Origin of the sequence: Agromyces sp. CF514 (assembly GCF_900113185.1) — a bacterium.
Lineage (GTDB): Bacteria > Actinomycetota > Actinomycetes > Actinomycetales > Microbacteriaceae > Agromyces.
This window is the reverse complement of the sequence record NZ_FOZD01000002.1, coordinates 776,070-796,990: the sequence shown is the minus strand read 5'-3', so window position 1 is coordinate 796,990 and position 20,921 is coordinate 776,070. Positions and strand designations below refer to the sequence as shown.

General features: G+C 71.4%; 16 protein-coding genes. 7 read left to right on the top strand and 9 right to left on the bottom strand.

What is annotated here, in order from left to right; translation table 11 throughout:
- Positions 1-12: 12 nt before the first annotated feature.
- Positions 13-453: a hypothetical protein gene (locus BM342_RS16420; RefSeq protein ID WP_092968765.1), complete on the top strand. Its 441-nt coding sequence runs from the start codon at positions 13-15 to the stop codon at positions 451-453.
- Positions 454-492: 39 nt separating this feature from the next.
- Here BM342_RS16420 and BM342_RS16415 read toward each other — a convergent pair whose 3' ends face one another.
- From BM342_RS16415 to BM342_RS20035, 5 genes are all read right to left on the bottom strand, one after another.
- Positions 493-1,950 carry a DUF5719 family protein gene (locus BM342_RS16415; protein WP_092968046.1) on the bottom strand — a complete coding sequence of 486 codons (1,458 nt, stop codon included), beginning with the start codon at positions 1,948-1,950 and terminating at the stop codon, positions 493-495.
- A complete protein-coding gene (locus BM342_RS16410) occupies positions 1,940-5,137 on the bottom strand; it encodes a glycosyltransferase (RefSeq protein WP_092968044.1) in 3,198 nt (1,065 codons plus the stop codon). Before BM342_RS16410 ends, BM342_RS16415 begins: the two co-directional genes overlap by 11 nt.
- A gap of 122 nt (positions 5,138-5,259) precedes the next feature.
- On the bottom strand, positions 5,260-5,580 hold the full coding sequence (locus BM342_RS16405; RefSeq protein ID WP_082462249.1) for a WhiB family transcriptional regulator: 321 nt from the start codon (positions 5,578-5,580) through the stop codon (positions 5,260-5,262).
- 191 nt (positions 5,581-5,771) lie between these two features.
- Positions 5,772-6,740 carry a UDP-glucose 4-epimerase GalE gene (gene galE / locus BM342_RS16400; protein WP_092968042.1) on the bottom strand — a complete coding sequence of 323 codons (969 nt, stop codon included), beginning with the start codon at positions 6,738-6,740 and terminating at the stop codon, positions 5,772-5,774.
- A gap of 35 nt (positions 6,741-6,775) precedes the next feature.
- Entirely contained in the window at positions 6,776-6,916 is a 141-nt protein-coding gene (locus BM342_RS20035; protein WP_177232228.1) for a hypothetical protein, read from the bottom strand.
- Positions 6,917-6,998: 82 nt separating this feature from the next.
- On the opposite strand from BM342_RS20035, the gene BM342_RS16395 reads away from it, so the two are divergent.
- The gene (locus BM342_RS16395; RefSeq protein ID WP_092968040.1) at positions 6,999-7,985 is read left to right on the top strand and encodes a GlxA family transcriptional regulator; all 987 of its coding nucleotides are present in this window, start codon (positions 6,999-7,001) and stop codon (positions 7,983-7,985) included.
- A 19-nt stretch (positions 7,986-8,004) separates the two neighbouring features.
- On the opposite strand, the gene manA is transcribed toward BM342_RS16395, so the two are convergent.
- Positions 8,005-9,258: a mannose-6-phosphate isomerase, class I gene (gene manA, locus BM342_RS16390; RefSeq protein ID WP_092968038.1), complete on the bottom strand. Its 1,254-nt coding sequence runs from the start codon at positions 9,256-9,258 to the stop codon at positions 8,005-8,007.
- A 104-nt stretch (positions 9,259-9,362) separates the two neighbouring features.
- Between manA and BM342_RS16385 the strand changes: the two genes are divergently transcribed.
- The 3 genes from BM342_RS16385 (at position 9,363) to BM342_RS16375 (ending at position 13,314) form a co-directional block, all read left to right on the top strand.
- Positions 9,363-10,541 carry an acyl-CoA dehydrogenase family protein gene (locus BM342_RS16385; protein WP_092968036.1) on the top strand — a complete coding sequence of 393 codons (1,179 nt, stop codon included), beginning with the start codon at positions 9,363-9,365 and terminating at the stop codon, positions 10,539-10,541.
- A 119-nt stretch (positions 10,542-10,660) separates the two neighbouring features.
- Complete coding sequence (locus BM342_RS16380; protein ID WP_092968034.1) at positions 10,661-12,046, top strand: O-antigen ligase family protein; 1,386 nt, start codon at positions 10,661-10,663, stop codon at positions 12,044-12,046.
- Positions 12,043-13,314: an O-antigen ligase family protein gene (locus BM342_RS16375; protein WP_092968764.1), complete on the top strand. Its 1,272-nt coding sequence runs from the start codon at positions 12,043-12,045 to the stop codon at positions 13,312-13,314. Before BM342_RS16380 ends, BM342_RS16375 begins: the two co-directional genes overlap by 4 nt.
- A 58-nt stretch (positions 13,315-13,372) precedes the next feature.
- On the opposite strand, the gene BM342_RS16370 is transcribed toward BM342_RS16375, so the two are convergent.
- The 3 genes from BM342_RS16370 to BM342_RS16360 are packed head-to-tail and all read right to left on the bottom strand — an operon-like array spanning position 13,373 to position 16,864.
- A complete protein-coding gene (locus tag BM342_RS16370; RefSeq protein ID WP_092968032.1) occupies positions 13,373-14,350 on the bottom strand; it encodes a glycosyltransferase in 978 nt (325 codons plus the stop codon).
- Positions 14,347-15,513 (bottom strand): glycosyltransferase family 2 protein, encoded by a 1,167-nt coding sequence (locus tag BM342_RS16365; RefSeq protein ID WP_092968030.1) that lies wholly within the window; start codon positions 15,511-15,513, stop codon positions 14,347-14,349. Before BM342_RS16365 ends, BM342_RS16370 begins: the two co-directional genes overlap by 4 nt.
- Positions 15,514-15,541: 28 nt before the next feature.
- Positions 15,542-16,864 (bottom strand): lipopolysaccharide biosynthesis protein, encoded by a 1,323-nt coding sequence (locus BM342_RS16360; protein WP_092968028.1) that lies wholly within the window; start codon positions 16,862-16,864, stop codon positions 15,542-15,544.
- A 75-nt stretch (positions 16,865-16,939) separates the two neighbouring features.
- Here BM342_RS16360 and BM342_RS16355 point away from each other — a divergent pair, with 75 nt between their 5' ends.
- Both BM342_RS16355 and BM342_RS16350 read left to right on the top strand, forming a co-directional pair.
- Positions 16,940-17,815, top strand: a complete 876-nt coding sequence (locus BM342_RS16355) for a glycosyltransferase family 2 protein (RefSeq protein ID WP_092968763.1) — start codon at positions 16,940-16,942, stop codon at positions 17,813-17,815.
- 177 nt (positions 17,816-17,992) lie between these two features.
- The gene (locus tag BM342_RS16350) at positions 17,993-20,917 is read left to right on the top strand and encodes a hypothetical protein (RefSeq protein WP_092968026.1); all 2,925 of its coding nucleotides are present in this window, start codon (positions 17,993-17,995) and stop codon (positions 20,915-20,917) included.
- Positions 20,918-20,921: the final 4 nt, after the last annotated feature.

Here is a 20,921-nt window from a genome sequence, read left to right as displayed (position 1 = left end):
ACGATGGAGGGCATGCCCCGATCCCGTCGTGTCGCCACCCCGCGTTCGCCCCGGCGGCTGGCCCGCGATCGGCACGGTCGCGGCATGCGCTCGGCGGTCACCGGTCCCCACCTCGAGCCGCTCACGACGCGCATCGAGGACTTCGACGCCACCGTCGCCGCGACGGCGTCGTACCTGCGGGGCCTCTGGCCCGAGCTCGACGGCGTCGTGTTCGAGGTGACGCAGGCACCGGCCGAGGCGATCCACGGCGATCACGTCGACCGCTGGAAGGTGGCGCACGACGAGCGCCGCATCACGTTCCACCGGTTGCCGATCGTGCGTTTCCTGCGCCTGCAGGAGGGCGAGGAGCGCGACGAGAAGCTGCTCATCGAGAGCTGCGTATTCCGCGCCGTCGCCGAATTCCTCGACAAGGACCCGTGGGAGCTCGCGCCGGGTCGCTACCGCCATCTCTGAGCCCCGCACGGGTAGGGCGCCCGATCGGCGCTGCCCGATCTAGCGCGGATACACGCGGATCGGGGAGTCGAGCGGCCCCGGCGGGGCGACCGCGAACGAGGCGAGCGCGTCGGCACCGAGGAACTTGACCGACGCACGCAGGCCCTCGACGCCTCCGAGCACCGCCGTTCCGCGCTGCAGCGGCACCGAGACCGCACCCGAAGGCGGCACCTCGACCTCGTCGCCGTCGACCGTGACGGTCACCGATGCCGCGTCGACCGCATCGGTGCCGGCGGCGAGCTGCAGCGTCGGCGACGGCCCCGAGGGGACCGCGATCACGGCGGAGTCGAGCAGCGGCTGCGCAGCGGCGAACCAGGCGAGATCGGCCGGCACCTCGGCATCCGTCCCGGCATCGTCGTCCGCGGGCGCGGCGACCGTCGAGCGGGCCGCGGCCACGATCGGACCGTCGGCGTCGACGCGCACGGTGTAGGTGCCCTCCGCCAGCTCGCCGAGCGGGATGTCGCTCACCTTGCCGGCCTGCAGGTCGACGTCGATGGAGTCGCCCGCGCCCCCGCCGATCGGGACGACGGAGATGGACGCCTCGACCTGCTCGCCGCTCGGGCTGTAGAGCCGCAGCGCCGGGAACGCATCGCCCTCGGCGTGGTCCTCGTCGGCGTGCACCCCGGTGCCGCCCGCGATCAGGAGGCCGGGGATCACCTGCGATTCGGCGGGGGGCGCCGTCGGGCCGGAGATCTCGACGCCCGCGGGCGTCAGCCCCTCGACCACCGACTGCTCGAGCGAGGCCGCGATCGCACCGCCCGTGCTGGTGACGTGCACGACGGGCGACGCGATGTTCGGGGCGAGGCCCGCGAGCGAGAGCACACGCTGCGTCCTCGCGGGCACCGTGATGCCGATCGCCGAGCGGGCCTCGACGGGCCCAGCCTCGCCGATCACCCGCACGTCGACGGTCGCGGCGACGTCGCTCGCGTTCGAGAGCAGCACGAGGCTGCTGCGGCCGACCGTCGTCGCGCCCGCGACGAGCCACGACTCCGCGATGCCCTCGGTGCAGGATGCCGCGACGAAGCCGCCGATCGTCTCCGAGCTCTCGGTCTGCGACTGGGCGCCCGCGAGCATGCCCGCGTCCACCGCACCGGCCGCGGCATCGATCACGAGCGGGCCCGAGTCCTCCGCCGCCTCGGGGTCGTCGGCCAGCGCCAGCCACGACAGCCCGAGGTCGACATCGTCGGGCTCGGTCGCGGTCACCACCGATGCCGTGCCGACCTGGTCGATCGCGGTCGCCTCGGCCGCGTCGGCACCGAGCGCGAGGATCGGTCCGGGGCAGACGCGCTGCTGGCTGACCGCCTGGGGTTGCACCACCGTCGACGGCGCCTCAACCCGGTAGGAGGGCCAGGTGCCGAGGGTCGCGGCGCCGACGAGGCCCACGGCGACCGCCGCGGTCGCGACGGCCGCGATCGAGCGGACTCCGGCGCGGACGAGGTTCCTGCGGTCAACGGGCATCGGGGGCCTCCCCTGCATCGGGTCGGTCGGTTGGTCCTGCCTCGGGCTCGACTCGGGAGTCGGACTCGGGGCTCGAGCGGTCGGGTGCCGAAGGCTCGGCGGCAGGCTCGGTTATTTCCGGGTCGCTCGCTTCGGGCCCGGTCCGTTCGGGCTCGGTCACTTCGGGTCCGGTCAGTTCGGGGTCGGTCGCTTCCGGCCCGCTCGCTTCCGGCTCGGCCAGTTCCGGCCCGACCTCGGCGTTCGGCTCGGTCCCCCGTTCTGGATCCGCTTCGCGCTCGTCCACGGCATCGGGCTCCGAGCCCGTGTCGGTCTCCAACCCGGACGCCTGCTCGCCCGGCTCCGGCGGCGCGGCGGCCTCGCGCTTCGTGCGCCGCGCACGCGCCGCACGCTGGGGCCGCCGATCCACCTCCCGCCCCGCACCGGTCGGGATCGACAGCAGCAGCGTCACGAGCAGCACGAGGAGCTGCACGCCGGTGATGACCGCGCCCGCCCAACCGGTGTCGGCCGGGATCTGGGCGGCCGCGGCATCCGGTTCCGCGTCGACGAAGCGCCACAGCGTCCCGTAGTCGGTGTCGCCGACCGGCGTGAGCGCAGCGTTGCCGTCGAGGGCGACACGGGCACGCTCGGCGATGGCGTCGGTGTCGTCAGTGACCGTTGCGAGCAGCACGAACGAGATGCCGTACTCGCTGACCGCGGCGTCGGCGTCGAACCCGCTGCGGCTGGCGAGGTTGCCAGCGATGTCGGCGATCTCGCGCTCGTCGTCGGTGAGCTCGGTACGGGTCTGCGCGAGCGTCGACTGGTCGTCGAGGGTCTCGCCGAGTCCGTGCACGAGCGTTGCGCGGAGGCTTCCGTCGGCGAGGGGCTGCATGCGGAGCGTCGTGACGCGGGGGTCGGCGTCGGCTTCGGCGACCACGTACGCGGGCACCGAACGCTCGGCCGCGGGACCGACGACGGCGGAACCCGTCGCGAGCGCTCCGAGCGTGGGCATCACGGCGACGACCGCGCAGACCGTCAGCACCGCGACCACCCAGCCGCGGAAGCGGCGGAGCGCGTCGGCGCCCACCACGACCGCGACCAGCACGCCCAGCCAGGCGAGGCTGAGCCCGGCGCCCGCCCAGATCGCGACCGACTCGGAACCCGCGGTCGCGACCGAGAGCAGCGTCGCGGCGAACGCGGTCGCGAAGCCCGCGATCGCGGTCACGACGGCGAGGAGCACCGTGCGGATCCCGCGCGCGAAGAACGCGCCGAGGGCGACGAGCAGGAGCGGCACGAGCAGGCCCGACAACACCAACGCGAGGGTGCGCGCATCGAGGCCCGCGAGCGCCGGGATCGACGCGACGGCGTCGGGCCAGCCTCCCCAGCCGGCCTGGGGCAGGCCCAGCGCGAGCTCCCAGGGGGTCGGCGCCGTGCTGCCGACCGGGAGACCGGGATCGGCCAGCAGGCCGAGCGGCGTGCCCCGGGAGACCTGCCCGAACACGAGCGGGAGCGCGAGTGCGAGGGCCGGCACCGGAAGCCAGGCGAAGCGCACCGCCGCGCGACCGCTCGTCGCCAGAGCGACGATCCAGCCGAGCAGCAGTGCGGGCGTCAGGCTCGGGGCCACGGCGATCACGGCGGCGAACAGCAGCGATGCGGTCGCCGCCGCCGACCACGACCTGGCGGCCCCGAGCATCGCGAACGCGAGCCAGCCGAGCAGCACGTGCGCGAGCACGGCACCGGGTCGGCCGTCGGCGAGCGCGGTGAGGAACATCGGGGCGAGCATCCAGACCACGGCGGCGAGCGCGCGCACCCAGCCGCGTTCGGTCAGCCTCGACGCGGCGAACCAGGCGCCGAGGGCGGCGGCGGGCAACGCGAGCAGCCAGACGCCGACGAGCGCGACGGAGGGCGCCCAGAACGTGATCGATCCGAGCACGGCCAGCAGTCCGGCGAACGGATCGGCGGCACCGACGAACCCGGCTCCGATGTCGCGCCAGCCGTAGGCCGCGTTGCGCCACAGTTCGGCGAGGCCGTTCGAGAGCGGCAGCAGTCCTCCGCCGCCGACTCCGCCCGCACCCAGCAACCAGGAGAACAGCACGACGGATGCCACGGCGGACACGAGCAGCACCCAGCCGCCGCCCGTGCCGATGAACGCCACGTCGTCGGTGCGGCCACGAGCGCGGATGCGGCGTTCCTCGGCGGCCGCCTCGCGGCGTCGGCGCGCCTCGTCGGGCTGCAGGCGCAGGGGGGCGACGGCCGACCAGCCCGTGGTCTTCGCCGACGCGAGGACGCGTCGGGACCTGGGCACCCGCATGCCGCCGAACATCGTGGCGAAGGCCGCAGCGAACTCGCCGGGGATCGCGCCGGGGCGTTTTCCGAGCAGTGCCACCACGGACCGCAGCAGCGCCAGCGGGAGGAACGTGAGCCAGTGCAGCGGGACCGCGGCCGCGGGCGCGTACGCGAGCCGTCGATGCAGCGCGGCGGCGCGTGCGAGCCGGTCGGTGCGGCGGCGGGATGATGCGCGGTCGCCGGCCTGCGGGCCCGCGATGCCGTCGCGCGCGAAGCGCATGCGGGCCTGCGGCACCACCACGACCCGGTGTCCGGCGAGGCGCGCCCGGACGCCGAGGTCGAGTCCGTCGTCGACGACCGGGAGCGCGGGGTCGAATCCGTCGAGCGCCTGCCAGACCTGATGGCGTACGAGGAGGCCGGCGGGGTCGAGCCCGAGCACGTCGCTCTGGTCGTCGTGCTGCCCCTGGTCGAGTTCCTCCGGCACGACGGGCACCGATCGGCCGAGTCGCGTCATGGTGCGGCCGAGGCCCACGAGCCGGTCGGGCGCGTCCCAGCGCACGAGCTTGGGCCCGGCGACGGCGATCGAGCGGCCGTTGACGAGCGTCGCGAGCAGCGCCTCGAGCACGTCGGGCTCGGGAGCCGAGTCCTCGGCGAGCAGCCACAGGGCGTCGGCCTCGTCGGCCGGAGGCTCGAGCACGCGCTCCCCTGCCCGCACGGCCTCGCCGAACGACAGGGCCTCGTTCGACTCGACGAGGTGCGTCGCGCCGGCGGAGGCGGCGATCTCGCGCGCGTCGCCCTCGGGCTTCGTGAGCACGATGACGAGCGCATCGGGCCGTCGGCCCTGCGCACGGACGGCGTCCAACGTGTGCCGTAGGCGGTCGCCGCCGTGGCGAGCGACGAGGACGGCGGTGACTCTGGGGAACATCGGGGACAGCCTAGGCGGCGCGATGCGCGGGATCCGGAACTGCGCGGGCGCGCCCCGAATCCGATTCGGGCCTCACACGACGAACGCGCCGTCACCTTCGAGAGGTGACGGCGCGTGTTCGCTCAGACCGCCCGTTTGCGGAGCTTGCGGCGTTCGCGTTCGGACAGTCCGCCCCAGATGCCGAACCGCTCATCGTTGCCCAACGCGTATTCGAGGCACTGCGCCCGGACCTCGCAGCCCGTGCAGATCTTCTTCGCGTCGCGCGTGGAACCGCCCTTCTCAGGGAAGAACGCCTCCGGATCGGTCTGCGCGCACAGTGCGTCGCTCTGCCATGCCAGCGGATTGTCGTCGCCGGCTCCCGGACGAACCCCAGGAACGCCGAGCCGAACCGGATCGACGAACCAATCGTCAGGTACTCCAGAACGATATTCAGGATTGCTCATATCGTCTCCCACCCAGTTGTACCGACCACCCAGAGGGTGTGTCATGACCAATTACACCGGTGTAGTTCGCGAGAGTCAAGTCGCAGATCGTAAACCCTCGATCGGGCGTCGAGGCTTCGACACGCGATCGACACGCCGAGGGCGTTGGAGAGTTGTGATCTGAGCGCAGGGCGGATGTCGCGCGTCGGCGCCTACGCGTCGGTCGCCGCCCGGCGTGCCTCCCATGCGCTCGTCACCATGTCGGCGAGCGAATGCCGCATGCGCCAGTCGAGATCGCGCGCGGCGAGCTCGCCGGAGGCGACGATCCGGGCGGGGTCGCCGGTGCGGCGGGGCGCGACATCCGGGACGAACGAGATGCCCGTCGCGTCGGCGACCGCGGTCATGATCTCGCCGACCGAGACGCCGTCGCCCGAGCCGAGGTTGTAGACGGGCTCGAGGGGCTCGCCCGCGTCGAGCCGCCTCGCCGCGACGACGTGCGCCTCGGCGAGGTCGGCGACGTGGATGTAGTCGCGCACGCACGTGCCGTCGGGCGTCGGGTAGTCGGTGCCGTTGATGCGAGGGGTGCGCCCCTCGAGCAGCGCGTCGAACACGAGCGGGAACAGGTTGTGCGGGCTCGCGTCGTAGACGTCGGTCGAACCGGAGCCGACGACGTTGAAGTACCGCAGGCTGGTGTGGCGGAGCCCCGCCGCCTTCGCCTGGTCGGCGATGAGCCATTCGCCGATGAGCTTGGACTCGCCGTAGGGCGACTCGGGGTGCTTCGGGGTCGACTCGGTCACGAGGTCGACGTCGGGCGTGCCGTAGACCGCCGCGCTCGACGAGAACACCAGGCGGTCGACGCCCGAGTTCGCCATCGCCGCGAGGAGGGTCGCCGTGCCCGTCACGTTCTGCTCGTAGGTGTGCAGCGGCCGGTTCACGGACACGCCCGCGTACTTGAAGCCCGCGAGGTGCACGACGCCCTGCACGCCGTGGTCGGACATGGCCTGCTCGAGGAGCGCGCCGTCGAGGATCGAGCCGCGCACGAGCGGGACGCCGTGGGGCACGAACGCCTCCTTGCCGGAGGAGAGGTCGTCGATCACGACCGCGTCGATGCCCTGCGCGCGGAACGCGCGTACGACGTGCGCTCCGATGTACCCGGCGCCTCCGGTGACGAGCCAGCTCATGTCCTGCCTTTCCGGGCGCGCCCGGTCGGCAGGCCTCAGTCGATGCTAACGGGGGTTCTGCGGGACGCGTCGCGTGCGTCGAGGCGGTGGTAGCCGTCGCGCGAGGCCGAGAGTGCTGCTCCGGCGACCGCCCAGACGGCCAGCGCGGCGATGGTGAGGATCAGGAGAATGGTCATGGCAGAAAGTCTCGCTCTTGTCATATCCTGCCGACAGTGGCAGTGTTGACAACTACCGACCACTTTCTGCCAAGGAGGCCTCGTGCTCAGATCCGTCGCCTGCATCGCCCTCGACCAGATGGCGCCCTTCGAGTTCGGCGTCGTGTGCGAGGTGTTCGGCATCGACCGCTCCGCGCAGGGCGGGCCGACGTTCGACTTCCACGTCGTCGCCGCCGACCCCGGCCCCATCTCGACGAAGCTCGGCTTCGACGTCGTCGTGCACGAGGACCTCTCCTTCGCCTACGAGGCCGACCTCGTGGCCGTGCCCGCCTCCCTCATCGGCAGCGAGCCCGACGAGCGCGTGCTCGACGTCATCCGCCAGGCCGTCGCCCGCGGCGCCTGGGTGCTCTCGGTCTGCTCCGGCGCGTTCACGCTGGGCCACGCCGGCGTGCTGGCTGGTCGCCGTGCGACCACGCACTGGATGTACACCGACCTCATGGCCGAGACCTTCCCCGACACGGTCGTCGATCCCGACGTGCTCTTCGTGCAGGACGAGAAGGTCGTGACCGGCGCCGGCACGGCCGCGGGCATCGATGCCGCGCTGCACATCGTGCGCACCGAGCTCGGCGCGGCCGCCGCGAACATCGTCGCGCGGCGCATGGTCGTGCCCCCGCAGCGCGACGGCGGCCAGTCGCAGTTCATCCAGACCCCGGTGCCCGAATGCCGCACCGACTCGTTCGCGACGGTCACCGCCTGGATGCTCGAGCACCTCGACGAGGACCTCACGGTCGACCTGCTCGCCCGCAAGGCGCTCATGTCGCCGCGCACGTTCGCACGTCGGTTCCGCGCCGAGACGGGCACGACGCCCAACGCCTGGCTCAACCGCCAGCGCCTCCTGCGCGCGCAGCAGCTCCTCGAGGAGACCGACCTCCCGCTCGAGGAGATCGCGCGCGAGACCGGGTTCGGTGCGGCCGCGGTCATGCGCCACCACTTCGTGAAGGTGCTGCAGACCACCCCGACGGCCTACCGCCGGGTGTTCGGCGGGCGGCCCTCGTCGGCCGACGAGCGACTCGTCGCGCAGCCGGCCTGAGCGCGGGGCGCGTCGCCGGTCAGCGCCCGGTCGTCGCGATCCACGCGATGCCCGCACCGGTCACCGAGACCGGCGACTCGTCGGGTGTCACGTAGAGCGACTCGCCACGCGCGACGGGTGCCGCGCCCGAGGCGCCCGTGACGACGACGTCGCCGCCCTCGGCGACCACGATGGCGGGGCCGTCGAGCGCGATGGGCGCCGACGCGGCATCCGAGGCTCCCGCGCCGTCGACCCGGTAGAGCACGAAGTCGGGCACGTCGGGCCGGAACGCCTCGACGCGCTCGCCCACCCGCTCGGGCGAGAGGCGGGGCGGGGCGATCGGCGTGAAGTCGAGCACGTCGAGCAGTTCGTCGACGTCGATGTGCTTGGGCGTGAGGCCGCCGCGCAGAACGTTGTCGCTCGCGGCCATGAGCTCGATGCCGAGGCCCTCGAGGTACGCGTGGATGTTGCCGGCGGCGAGGAACAGCGACTCGCCGCGCACCAGTCGCACGCGGTTCAGCAGCAGCGAGATCACGATGCCGGGGTCGCCGGGATACACCTCGGCGAGCGCGCCGACGGTCTCGAACGAGCGGGCGTAGGCGGAATCGAGGGCGACGGCGGATGCCGCGAGTGCCGTCACGCGCTCGGTCACCCACGCGACCTCGCCGGTGTCGCCGCCGCGCCCGTCGCGCAGCAGCCATTCGACCGTGTCCCGGAGGGGCTCCGCCGTGTCGAGGTGCTCGGCGAGGAGGTCGAGCGCGCCGGGCTCGGGCTCACCGGCCGCGGAGGCGGCATCCGCCTCGCGGAGCACCCGCAGCACGCCGGCGATCTCGTCGAGGGGACGGAAGCCCGAGAGCGCGTCGAACGTGTCGCTCACGGCGACGATGAGCTCGGGCTTGTGGAACGCGTCCTTGTAGTTGCGGTCGAAGGCCGTCAGCTCGGGACCCTCGGCCTCCTCGCGTGCGAACCCGGCGCGCGCCTGCTCCGGCGTGGGATGCGCCTGGAGCGACAGCGGCTCGGCGGCGGCGAGCACCTTGAGCAGGAACGGCAGCCGTGCGCCCTTCGCGGCGTGGTCTGGGCCCAGCGCCGCGACGGGGTCTGCCGCGATCCACTCGGCCAGGTCTGCGTGACCGAGCGCCTCCGGGTGCGTGATGCGCGCGGGCGACCCGGCGTGCGCGCCGAGCCAGAGCTCGGCCTCGGGGCCTCCCGATGCGGGCACCCCGCGGAAGCCTGCGATCGCGGTCGTCGAGCCCCACGCGTAGTCGCGCGGGGTATTGCCGATGGACACAAACATCCGAGGTGGCCCCTTCCGAGAATTCAGTCAAAACTACCAACGGCCGAAGGCCCGCGAGACCGCGGACGTAGGCTCGTGGCATCCGACGATGCATTGGAGCAGTCATGACCTTCGAGCCGCTCGCGAGCGACTTCTACTCGTACGAATCCCTCCTCACCGCACGCGAGCAGCAGGCGATCGCCGAGCTGCGCGCGTGGCTCGAGGCCGACGTGAAGCCCATCGTGGGCGACTACTGGGACCGCGCCGAGTTCCCCATGCAGATCGTGAAGCCGCTCGCCGAGCTCGGCACCCTGTCGTACGCGTGGGACGAGACGAAGCCGTTCGAGAACTCCGCGGTGTTCCGCGGGTTCGTGGCCATGGAGCTCGCGCGCGTCGACGCGTCGGTCGCGACCTTCGTCGGCGTGCAGAACGGTCTCGCGACCGGCACCCTCAGCGTGTGCGGCTCGAAGGAGCAGCGCGACGAATGGATCCCCAAGCTCGCGAGCGGCGAGGTCATCGGCGCCTTCGGCCTGACCGAGCCGCTGTCGGGCTCCGACTCGGCGCAGGGCCTGCGCACCACCGCGAAGCGCGACGGCGACAGCTGGGTGTTGAACGGCGAGAAGCGCTGGATCGGCAACGCCACCTTCAGCGACATCACGATCATCTGGGCGAAGGACGTCGACGACAACCAGGTGAAGGGCTTCATCGTGCCCACCTCGACGCCCGGCTACTCGGCCACGAAGATCGAGGGCAAGATCAGCCTGCGCGCCGTGCAGAACGCGAACATCGTGCTCGACGGCGTGGTCGTGCCCGAGTCCCTCCGCCTGCAGAACGCCAACTCGTTCCGCGACACCGCGAGCGTGCTTCGCCTGACCCGTGCCGAGGTCGCGTGGGCCGCCGTCGGCACCGCGATGGGCGCCTACGAGGCCGCGGTGAAGTACGCGGGCGAGCGCGTGCAGTTCGGCAAGCCCATCGGCTCGCACCAGCTCGTGCAGGACCTGCTCGTGAAGAGCCTCGGCAACATCACCGCGTCGCTCGGCATGGTCGTGCGCGTCTCCGAGATGCTCGACCGCGGCGAGCAGCGCGACGAGCACTCGGCCCTCGCGAAGGCATTCACGACGGCGCGCATGCGCGAGACCGTCGCCTGGGCGCGCGAGGCGTGCGGCGGCAACGGCATCACGCTCGAGTACGACGTCGCGCGATTCTTCGCCGACGCCGAGGCGCTCTACTCCTACGAGGGCACGCGCGAGATGAACACCCTCATCGTCGGCCGCTCGATCACCGGCAAGGCCGCGTTCGTCTGAGCTCCACCACGACGGCGATCGGATGCCGCGGGCGAACGTTCGCCCGCGGCATCCTCCGTCCGGGCACGCGACCGGTCGCCTCGCGTGACCGCCCGACCCGGCGCGATAGCCTTGACCGCATGACCCCGGCCCGACGCCCTGCCCTCGCGGGCGCGTACGCGACGTTCGTGCTGTTCACCGCGTTCGCCGGCCAGTTCTGGCGCAACCTGCTGGGCTGGTGGGGGTTCGGCGCCGCCGTCGCGATCGTGGTCGTCGGCGGCATCGTGCTCCTCGTGCACGTGCGCCCCGGCTGGAAGTGGCGCCGCACACCGAAGTCGACGCTCGCGTTCCTGCTCCTGGCCGCGCTCTCGCTGCTCTGGTCGTTCTATCCGGGGGCGACCGCCCTCGGACTCGCGATCCTCCTCGTCACGACGTTCGCCGCCGTGACCCTCGTGCTGTGCCTGCCCTGGTCGCGCATCGTCATGTCGCTCGCATCGGCGATCAAGTGGATCCTCGCGCTCTCGATCGCGTTCGAGCTCTGGGTCGCGGTGTTCGTGCGCGAACCGCTGCTGCCGAACTTCCCCGACTTCGACGTCACGGGCGAGAAGCTCCCGATGGCCTTCTACTGGTCGCGCGGCCTGCTGCTGCACGGCGGCCCCATCGAGGGCATCGTCGCCAGCCGGAACCTGCTGGGCATGATCGCCCTGCTCGGCCTCATCGTCTTCGGCTGCCTGCTCGCGGCCGGCAGCATGCGCCGAGCGCCCGGCATCTCCTGGCTCGTCGTCGCCGGGCTCGTCTTCGCCCTCACCCGTTCGTCGACGATGATCCTCGTCGCCGCGCTCGTCGCCGTCGTGCTCGTGTTCGCCCTCTGGACGCGGCGGGTCGGAGCCCAGCACCGCCGCAAGGTCTACTGGGCCGCAGCCGGCGTCGTCGCGGCATCCGTCACCCTGCTCGCGCTCTCGTGGAACCTGCTGCTGCAGCTCTTCGGCAAGGGCGAGGACCTGACCGGGCGCACCGACATCTGGGCGAGCGTGATCGACCTCGCGCAGCAACGGCCGATCGCGGGCTGGGGCTACGTGGGCTACTGGGTGCCGTGGGTCGAGCCGTTCAAGGATCTCGCCGTGCGCAAGGGCGTCACCTACCTGCAGGCGCACAACGCCTGGCTCGACGTGTGGATGCAGCTCGGCGTGCTCGGCCTGATCGCGTTCCTCTCCATCGTCATCGGCGCGGTCTGGCGCTCATGGTTCCTCGCGGTCGACCAGCCACGGGATGCCGCGGGCCGGCCCCTTCCCTACTCCACGGCGTCGCTGCTGCCGCTGCTCGTGCTGTTCGCGCTGCTCGGACAGAGCCTCGCCGAGAGCCGACTGCTCATCGAGATCGGCTGGCTGCTGCTCATCGCGATCGCCTGGGGCACCAAGCGCAGACAGTGGACGAACGACCCGCTGCCGGCCGTGCCCCGTCCCGCCCGTTCGCGTGCGGTGGCGCTGGCCGAGCCGCCGACGCCGACACCGCCGCCGTCCGCATGAGCGACACCGGCTCGCTCAAGCCGCTGCGGGAATTCGTCGGATCGGCCCGGTTCGCGCAGGCGCTCTCGCTGACCGCGATCGGCGTCGCGCTCTCGACGCACCTGATCCGCAGCCTCATCGGATGGCCAGGCCTGCTCGCGATCCTCGCGGGCCTGCTCGCGCTGTGCGCCGCCTCGCTCGTCGCGAGATGGCGGGCGGTCGAGTGGTACGGCATCCTGCCGCTCTCGATCCTCGTCTTCGTGGGCTGGTGCGCCGTGTCCGTGCTCTGGAGCACGACGCCCGGTGCGAGCGCCGCGAGGGTCGTCTACCTCATCGCGTTCGCCATCATCGGCGTGTACGTCGCGCTCATGCGCGACACCATCCAGATCGTGCGCGCCTACGGCGACGTCGCCAGGGTGCTGCTCGGCGTCTCGCTCGCGCTCGAGATCCTCTCTGGCATCCTGCTCGACCTGCCGATCCGGTTCCTCGGCATCCAGGGCGACATCACGTCGCTCGGCCCGATCCAGGGCATCTTCGGCTCGCGCAACCTGCTCGGATTCATCGCCGTCATCGCACTGCTCACCTTCATCGTCGAATGGCGCACCCACATCGTGCCGAAAGGTCGGGCGATCGCGTCGATCGTGCTCGCCCTCGTCTGCGTGGTGCTCTCGGGTTCGCCGACGGCCTGGGTCACGCTCGCGGTCGCACTCGTCGCACTCGCGGCGATCTACGGGCTGCGTCGCGTCGAGCCGGCGACGAGATGGCGGTGGCAGATCGCCCTGCTCGCGACCACGGTCGTCGTGCTCGTGACGGTCTGGCTGATCCGCATCCGCATCATCGAACTGCTCGACGCGCGCGCCGAGTTCGACGTGCGCCTCGACCTGTGGCGCGAGGCATCCCGTTACCTCGCATTGAACCCGCTGCAGGGCTGGGGGTGGGTCGGTTCATGGCCGGCCTCGTCGCCCTACCTCTGGATCGAGGCCGCGACGGGTCGACAGCACACCTCGGCGCTCAGCGCTTACGTCGACGTGTACTTCCAGGTCGGCGTCATCGGCCTCCTGCTGTTCGCCGCGCTCATCGGCACCGCGCTCGTGCGCGCCTGGCTGCTCGCCACCGGGCGGCGGAGCGTCGTCTACCTGTGGCCGGCGCTCATGCTCGTCGCGATCGCGATCACCTCGTTCGCCGAGAGCTTCGTGCTCGTCGAGGGCGGTTGGATGCTCCTGGTGGTCTGCGCGGTGAAGTCGGCCCGCGACATGAGCTGGCGCGACGCGTTGGCCAGCGCGCGCTGACCACCGCGCTGACCACCGCGCAGACCAGCGCGCGCAGGGACGCGGACCGAGCGGCGGATCAGACCGGCTGCACCAGATCGCGCAGGATGTCCTGCGCGCCTAGGCCGTACCGCGAGTACCTGCCGGTGCGGGCCTCGCGCAGCACGGGTGCGATCCGTGCGGGGCGTGCGGCCGGAAGCGCCGATCTGACGCGCTCGTGCTCGAGCTTCTCGGCTGTCGCCGCCACGAACGCCGCGTCGGCGAAGCCGCCGGCACGGGCGTGCAGGTCGTCGGCACGGCTGAGCAAGCGGGCGTCGCGATTCGTGCGCGGCTGCCGGAGCCGACCGAGCTTGCCGTCGAGCGAGAGCTTGGTGACGCCGATCTCGTTCGCCCCGTGCTGGCGGTAGTCGATCAACGGCTCCTCGAGGATCAGCGCTCCCCCGCTCGCTGCGGCGACGATGCCGAGCCATTCGTCGTGCACCCAGCTCGCCGGGAACGGCACTGCCAGCTCGACGAGTTCGCGGCGCACCATCATGGTCGCCCCCGTGAGGATGTTGCGCTTCAGCATCTCGTCGGTCGCGCCGCCGCCGGCGAATCGGGCCCGCAAGGCAGCGTCGACGCCGAGCGTGTCGAACAGGGTGTGCGGGAGCGGCTCGCCCTGGGCGTCGACCAGCCTGGCGTCGGAGGCGACCAGCTGCAGGTCGGGGTCGGCTTCGAATCGCGCGACTGCCGCGGCGATGCGGTCGGATCGCCAGACGTCGTCTTGATCGCAGAGCGCGATGAGATCACCGGTCGCGGCGCGCAGGGCCTGCTCGAAGTTCGCGGTGACCCCGAGCGCCGGGCTGTTGCGTAGCACGCGAAGCTCGGTACGGCCGCCGCGGTCGCGGTGGGTCGCGATGAGCCGTTCGGCGAGGGCGACGGTGTCATCGGAGGAGTCGTCGTCGGAGAGCACCACCTCGTCGACGGCCGTCGACTGCGCGAGGACGCTGCCGAGCTGGTCGGCCAGGTACGCGGCGCCGTTGCGGGTGCCCAGAGCGACCGAGATCCGCGGGGTCAATGACGCCTGACCGGGATCGAGATCACGCCGAGGAACATTCCCGCCATGATCGTCTGCACCCCGAGGATCATGAGCAGTGCGGCGGGGATGGCGAGTCGCACGGTGTCGACGGCGTCCTGCGTACCGAAGCCGCCGGCCGCCCACGCGGAGAACTGCACGATGCCGATGATGAGGCCGGCCACGAAGAGGCCGACGCCGATGAGCGCACCGGACTCGAGCGTCGCCCGTTCGGCCACCCGCTCGAAGGCCTTGCTCCTGGGGATGAAGAACCCCTCGTGTCTCGCGTAGAGCTTGGTCAGCAGCGCGAACATCACCGCCTGGTAGCCGACGGCGGTGAGCGCCATCGCGTACACCTGGGTCGAGACGTCGAGGCCGACGGCGCCGAGGCCGATCGGCCCGAGCGCCAGCACCGCGCTGACCACGGCCCCGATCGCGAACGCGATGAGGCCGGGGTAGAGGAACAGCCACCGCGGGCTGAAGAGCAGGAGGAACCGCAGGTGGCGCCACCCGTCGCGCCAGCTGCGCAGGTGCGGCGGCCGGGAGCGGCCGTCCTTCTTCAGCGTGGTCGGGACCTCGCTGATCTTCAGGCCGGAGAGGGTGGACTTCACGACCATCTCACTCGCGAACTCCATGCCGGTGGTGATGAGGCCGATCGCGAGGATCGACTCCCGGTTGAAGCCGCGGAGTCCGCAGTGGAAGTCGCGGATCTGCGACGGGAAGAACAGTCGCCCGACGAACGAGAGCACCGGGTTGCCGAGGTACTTGTGCAGGGGCGGCATGGCGCCCGGCTCGATGCCGCCGCGGAATCGGTTGCCCATGACGAGGTCGTCGCCCGCTCGAAGGCGTTCGACGAACGCGTCGAGCGACGAGAAGTCGTAGCTGTCGTCGGCGTCGCCCATGATCACGTAGGTGCCGTGCGCGGCGACGATGCCGCCCATGAGCGCGTTGCCGTACCCCTTCTCGGCGACGTCGACCACGCGTGCGCCGAGCGCGGTGGCGATCTCCTGCGATCCGTCGGTCGAGCCGTTGTCCGCGATGAGGACCTCGCCGACGACTCCGGACCGCTCGAGATAGCCGTTCGCCTTCTCGATGCAGATCGCGAGGGTCTCCGCTTCGTTGAGGCAGGGCATGAGGATCGTCAGTTCGATCTGGCGGGTGGACATCGAGACCCTTTCGTAGTGGCGAGTCAGTCTATCGAGGGGTACGGGTCCCGGTTTCACCGGGTGAGGACCCGGCCCCGGACGCCGAGCCGGTCCATGAGCCGGATTCCGCGGGCGACCGGCGCAGGCTCAGCGCCACCGAGGACACCGCGGTGACGGCCGTTCCGGCGACCACTCCCCAAGCTGCCGCGTCCGAGGCGGTCAGCGCCGGCAGGAGGGCGTACATCAGGACGACGCCGATGGCGGTGCCGACCACCGCCGAGGCGGTCGCGAGCCCGGTGCGCCACGAGGTGATGAGGAAGGACGACGCGATGATGCCGACCGAGAAGAGGAACGCGCCGACGAGCAGGATGCGCAGCACCTGCACCGATCCCTCGTACCCGCCGCCGTAGACGAACGGCACCAACCACCCGGCGAGCACCGCCACCAGGCCGAACGCGGCGACGAGCACGCCGACGAGCACGAGCAGCACGAGCCCGTAGCGGCGCCGCGCCGCAGCAGGGTCCTCGTGCAGCCAGAACGCGAACCTGGGGATCAGCACCTGCGACACGGCCTGAGCGAGCATGGAGGCGGGGGTCGCCAATGCCATGGCCGCCGCGAACATGCCCGCCTGCACCGGGTCGGCGTTCGCGTAGGCGAAGACCATCGCGAACTGCAGCAGGCCGTTGGTCGCGAGCAGCGCGACCGAGTTCGTCGCGATGAACCGCCACAGCCCCTCGGGAGCGGCCGTGATCCGGCTCGCGGCCGCCTGAGCGGTCGGGTCGGAGGTGCGGGTCGAGGACCGCATGCCGGGCAGCGCGGCGATCACGAACACGAGGTATCCGATCGCGAGCGGCCAGAGCAGCAGCGGGTCGGCGCCTGCGGCGATGACCGCCGCGAGCAGCGCGAGCGAGATCACCGCGCTGATCGTGTCCCAGACGGCCGTCTCGGCGATCTGGCCGAGGCCCATGCGGATGCCGCGGGTCATGATGTACGCCGACCAGGCGACCGTGAGCGCCGCGAAGGCCGCGAGCCGACCGCCGTCGGCGCCGGTCGCGATCAGCGCGATGGGCACCCCGAGCACCACGAGGATCACCGCCGAGACGGCGAACGAGCGCCACAGCGCCCTGAGCACCGGTGCGGTCGAGGCCTCGCGCGCCCTCGCCCGCGCGAGGAATGCGCCCGCGGCGTTGCCCGCGGCCGTTGGCCAGAGCAGCGAGAGGATGATCGAGAGCGAGATCAGGGTGTTGACCACGGCCAGCTCGCTCGCGCCCACGAACCGGGCAATCAGGATCGAGTAGCCGAACCTGGCCAGGCCCTGCGAAAGGACCCCTGCCGTCGAGAGCACCGACTGGCTGAAGAGGGATCTGCGCACCGCCGAATGTTACCCTGCTGAACTGTGCGTCCGGACGAACGCGGGGCCCAGCCCGCCATTGCCACCATCGACATCATGATGCCCTTCTACGGGCGGGTCGATCACTTCGAGGCGGCCGTCGAGAGCGTGCTCGCGCAGACCGACCCCGACTGGCGGCTGGTCGTCATCGACGACCACTATCCGTCACCCGAGGCCGGACGGTGGCTCCTCGACATCGGCGACCCTCGCATCGAGTACGTCCGACACGAGTCCAACGTGGGCATCAACCGCAACTTCCAGGAGAGCGTCGAGCGCTCCACGGCCGACTGGGTCGTCGTGTTCGGGTGCGACGACGTCATGCACCCCGGCTTCGTCGCCCGCATCCGCACGCTGGTCGAAGCCCACCCCGACGCGGCCATGCTGCATCCGGGCGTCCGCATCATCGACGAGGACGGCAGCCCGGTGCGCACGCTGGTCGACACCGCGAAGGGCTGGTACCGGCCGAGCTCGGCGGGCACCGTCGTCCTCACCGGAGAGGACCTCGCCGTGAGCGTCACCCGCGGCAACTGGATGAACTTCCCGGCGGTGGCGTGGAACGGACCGATGCTCAGGGCGACCGGCTTCCGCGCCGGCTACGACGTCGTGCAGGATCTGGCGCTCGTCATCGACCTCTGCACGTCGGGCGGTTCGCTCGTCATCGACCCGGTCGTGACCTTCGACTACCGCCGCCACTCGGCGAGCGTGTCATCGTGGAAGGCGGCCGACGGCTCCCGGTTCATCGAGGAGCGTGCGTTCTTCCTCGAGCTCGCCGAGCGGTATCGGACGATCGGATGGCCGCGCGCCGCCCGGGCGGCGCGCACGCATCTCTCGAGCCGTATCAACGCCCTGACCAGGGTGCCGTCGGCGCTTTCGGTGCGCGACACGGCCAGCGCGCGATCCCTGCTGCGTCACACGTTCACGACGGGCGGCTGAGCCGCGATCCTCCGTCCGCGTCGGCGCGCGGACCACCGCGGGATCGCCCGCGCGATCGGCGCCGCCCGTGGCGCGGTGCTTTCCAAAGCCCCCGTGTTCGGGTTACGTTGACCCGGGGGGCAAGACATGCATCAGGTTCGTCGTACCATCGCAGGGGTCGTCGCATTGGTGGTCGCAGTGGCGACCCTGAGTTTCGCGTCGCTCGGCGGCGAACAGTCGGCCGAGGCGGTCACCGGCTCCCAGTTCCAGGCCGGCAACATCATCAGCGACTCGGTGTTCTACAACGCGACCACCATGTCGACCGCGCAGATCCAGACGTTCCTCAACCAGCAGGTTCCGAGCTGCGCGGCCGGCTACACCTGCCTCAAGAACTACCGCGAGACGTCCAGGACGATCGGGGCGAAGGTCGAGGGATGCCGCCAGTACAACGCGGTGGCCAACCAGACCGCGGCGTCGATCATCGCCGACGTGAGCTTCGCGTGCGGCATCAACCCGCAGGTGCTGATCGTGCTGCTCCAGAAGGAGCAGGCGCTCGTCACCGATTCCGCCCCGTCGAGTCGCCAGTACCGATCGGCGACCGGCTACGGATGCCCCGACACCGCCGATTGCGACACCCAGTACTACGGCTTCTTCAACCAGCTCTACAACGCGGCCTGGCAGTTCAAGAAGTACCGGTACAACCCGGGCGGCCGCCAGTACCAGGCCGGCCGGGTCAACACGATCCAATGGCACCCCAACGCCGCGTGCGGTTCGTCGCAGGTCTACATCGAGAACCAGGCGACGGCCGGGCTCTACCTCTACACGCCCTACCGCCCGAACGCGGCGGCGCTCGCGAACCTCTACGGCACCGGCGACGCCTGCTCGGCGTACGGCAACCGCAACTTCTGGCGGCTGTTCAACGACTGGTTCGGCAACACCATCCAGCGCACCGACCTCGTGCGCACCGCGGCGTCGACGCGGGTCTACCTGGTCGTCGGCTCCGTCAAGTACCCGATCCTCGACGGCGACACGTACAAGTCGCTCGCGGCGATCGCACCGCTCGCCTACGTCTCGCAGAGTTTCGTCGACGGCCTGACCACCGGGCGGAACATGACGAGGCTCATCAGCGACCCATCCGGAAACCTGTTCCTCATCGACCCGGTGGGGCGTTTCCACTTCACGACCTGCACCCAGGTCGCGGACTTCGGGTACAAGTGCCCTGATTCGATCCAGCTCCTCGCCGGCCAGGTCTCCCGCCTGGCCAACCGGGGAGACCTCACGAACACGGTGTCCACGCCGGACGGCCTCTACCGCATCTCCGGCGGCGCGCGCACCCAGGCCGTCGACGCGATCGCCATGAAGAACGCGGGGTACACCGAGCGCACCTCCGCGCTCGCGGCGAGCTCGACGATCGCCCCGCTGCGACTCGGCACGCCCATCATGCGCGACGACGTGTACATCCAGCGCGGCACCGGTGCCCAGTACGGGCTCTGGAGCGGCAAGCTGCTCGCCCCGGTGTCCGACGCGATGCACCGGTCGACCGCACTGGCCTCCAAGCTCGGCCTCGGAAGACTCGAGGCGGGCAGCTTCGATCTCCTCCAGAAGGGAGCGGCGCTCTCGCCCGTCGTCTCGACGACCACCGGCACCCTCTACGCGCTGACGCCGGGCGGCAAGAGCCCGTTCACCTCGTCCGCGGGGCTGCCCGCAGCGACGAAGCTCCCTGCGGCGATCCTCGACAAGCTGCCCGCCACCGCGCGGATCGGCAACCCGGCGCTCCTGCGGTCGCCGCTCACGGCGCCCGTGTACGTCGTGCAGGACGGCGCGAAACGGCACGTGCCGTCGCCGACCGACCTCGCAGCGGCGCAGGCGACGCCGGGTCTCGGGGCGGTCGTCCCCGTCGCGGACCCCCTGATGGGTGCGTTCACCACCGGCCCGGCCTGGATCGCACCGGCCTCGCTCGTCAAGTCGACGGCCTCCGACAAGGTCTGGTTCGTCGACGGCACGAAGCGCATGCACGTCGCGTCGCCTGCGATGCTCGCCTCGCTCACGACCGCACCCGTGCGCGTGCTCGACGAGGCCGCGATCGCGAGCCTCACCGAGGGCCCGTCGATGCAGACCTTCCTCTCGTGCCCGAGCGGCGAGCTCCTCTCCATCGGAGGACGCCGGTACACCGTCTCGGCCGCCGCCAAGAACACCTGGGCGATCGACGAGTCGGCCCGCGCGCTGAGCGGCCCCACGTGCACCGCCCTCGGGGCCGCCGCCGGCCGTCTGACCGAGTTCGTCCGCGAACCCGGCGGCGCCGTCTACCGCGCAGCCGACGGCACCCGCCGTCACATCGTCGCACCGGGCCTGCTCACGAGCCTCGCCGGCTCGACACCCGTGACCCCCGGCGACGCCGAGCTCCTCTCCCGAGTGGAGGTCGCGACGCCGATCGTCAGCACCGACCTCGCCGTGCGGCCCGAACTGCTGCAGGCGAAGGGCACCTCGCCCGTCTACCTCGTCGACGGCTCCGAACTGCGGCACATCCCCACGCCGGCGGATCTCGCGGCCGCGCGCCTGACCACCGGCGACGACCAGGTCTACGTCGTTCCCGCTGCGACGATCGCCGCGTTCGGAAGGGGTGCCGACGTGTTCCGGTCAGGTGCGATGGTCCGCGCGAATGGACGCCCCGAGGTGTTCGTGGTCGATGCGGGCACCAAGCACCACCTGACGTCGTTCGACATCTCGACCGCCCTCGGAGCGCCGGCCGTTCAGGCGACGACCACCGCCACGACCGATGCCCTCGGCGATGCGCCCGCGCTGACCGACCGGCTCAGGTGCGGAACGGTGCCGTCCATCGGGCTCGGCGGCAGGATCTACCCGATCCCGGCGGCGCTGAGCGCCCATTACCCCGGACCGTTCGTGCAGGTCGACGCTGCGACGTGCACCGCCTTCGCCCAGCCTGCGAAACCGCTGAGCCGGTTCCTCCGAGCGCCGGATCGCAAGGTGTACCTCATCGAGAACGGTACGAAGCGCCAGGTGATGAGCATCGCGACGCTCGCGAACCTGGGCGGAACCGATCAGGTCATCGACGTCTCGGCCTACAGCGTCTCGCGGTTCCCGACCGGGACGGCGATCCCCTGAGCCG

Excerpts from the sequence above, each read along its gene's own strand:
- BM342_RS16420 (WP_092968765.1), top strand. The coding sequence starts at position 13 with ATGCCCCGATCCCGTCGTGTCGCCACCCCGCGTTCGCCCCGGCGGCTG.
- BM342_RS16415 (WP_092968046.1), bottom strand. The coding sequence starts at position 1,950 with ATGCCCGTTGACCGCAGGAACCTCGTCCGCGCCGGAGTCCGCTCGATC.
- BM342_RS16410 (WP_092968044.1), bottom strand. The coding sequence starts at position 5,137 with ATGTTCCCCAGAGTCACCGCCGTCCTCGTCGCTCGCCACGGCGGCGAC.
- BM342_RS16405 (WP_082462249.1), bottom strand. The coding sequence starts at position 5,580 with ATGAGCAATCCTGAATATCGTTCTGGAGTACCTGACGATTGGTTCGTC.
- galE (WP_092968042.1), bottom strand. The coding sequence starts at position 6,740 with ATGAGCTGGCTCGTCACCGGAGGCGCCGGGTACATCGGAGCGCACGTC.
- BM342_RS20035 (WP_177232228.1), bottom strand. The coding sequence starts at position 6,916 with ATGACCATTCTCCTGATCCTCACCATCGCCGCGCTGGCCGTCTGGGCG.
- manA (WP_092968038.1), bottom strand. The coding sequence starts at position 9,258 with ATGTTTGTGTCCATCGGCAATACCCCGCGCGACTACGCGTGGGGCTCG.
- BM342_RS16385 (WP_092968036.1), top strand. The coding sequence starts at position 9,363 with ATGACCTTCGAGCCGCTCGCGAGCGACTTCTACTCGTACGAATCCCTC.
- BM342_RS16380 (WP_092968034.1), top strand. The coding sequence starts at position 10,661 with ATGACCCCGGCCCGACGCCCTGCCCTCGCGGGCGCGTACGCGACGTTC.
- BM342_RS16375 (WP_092968764.1), top strand. The coding sequence starts at position 12,043 with ATGAGCGACACCGGCTCGCTCAAGCCGCTGCGGGAATTCGTCGGATCG.
- BM342_RS16365 (WP_092968030.1), bottom strand. The coding sequence starts at position 15,513 with ATGTCCACCCGCCAGATCGAACTGACGATCCTCATGCCCTGCCTCAAC.
- BM342_RS16355 (WP_092968763.1), top strand. The coding sequence starts at position 16,940 with ATGATGCCCTTCTACGGGCGGGTCGATCACTTCGAGGCGGCCGTCGAG.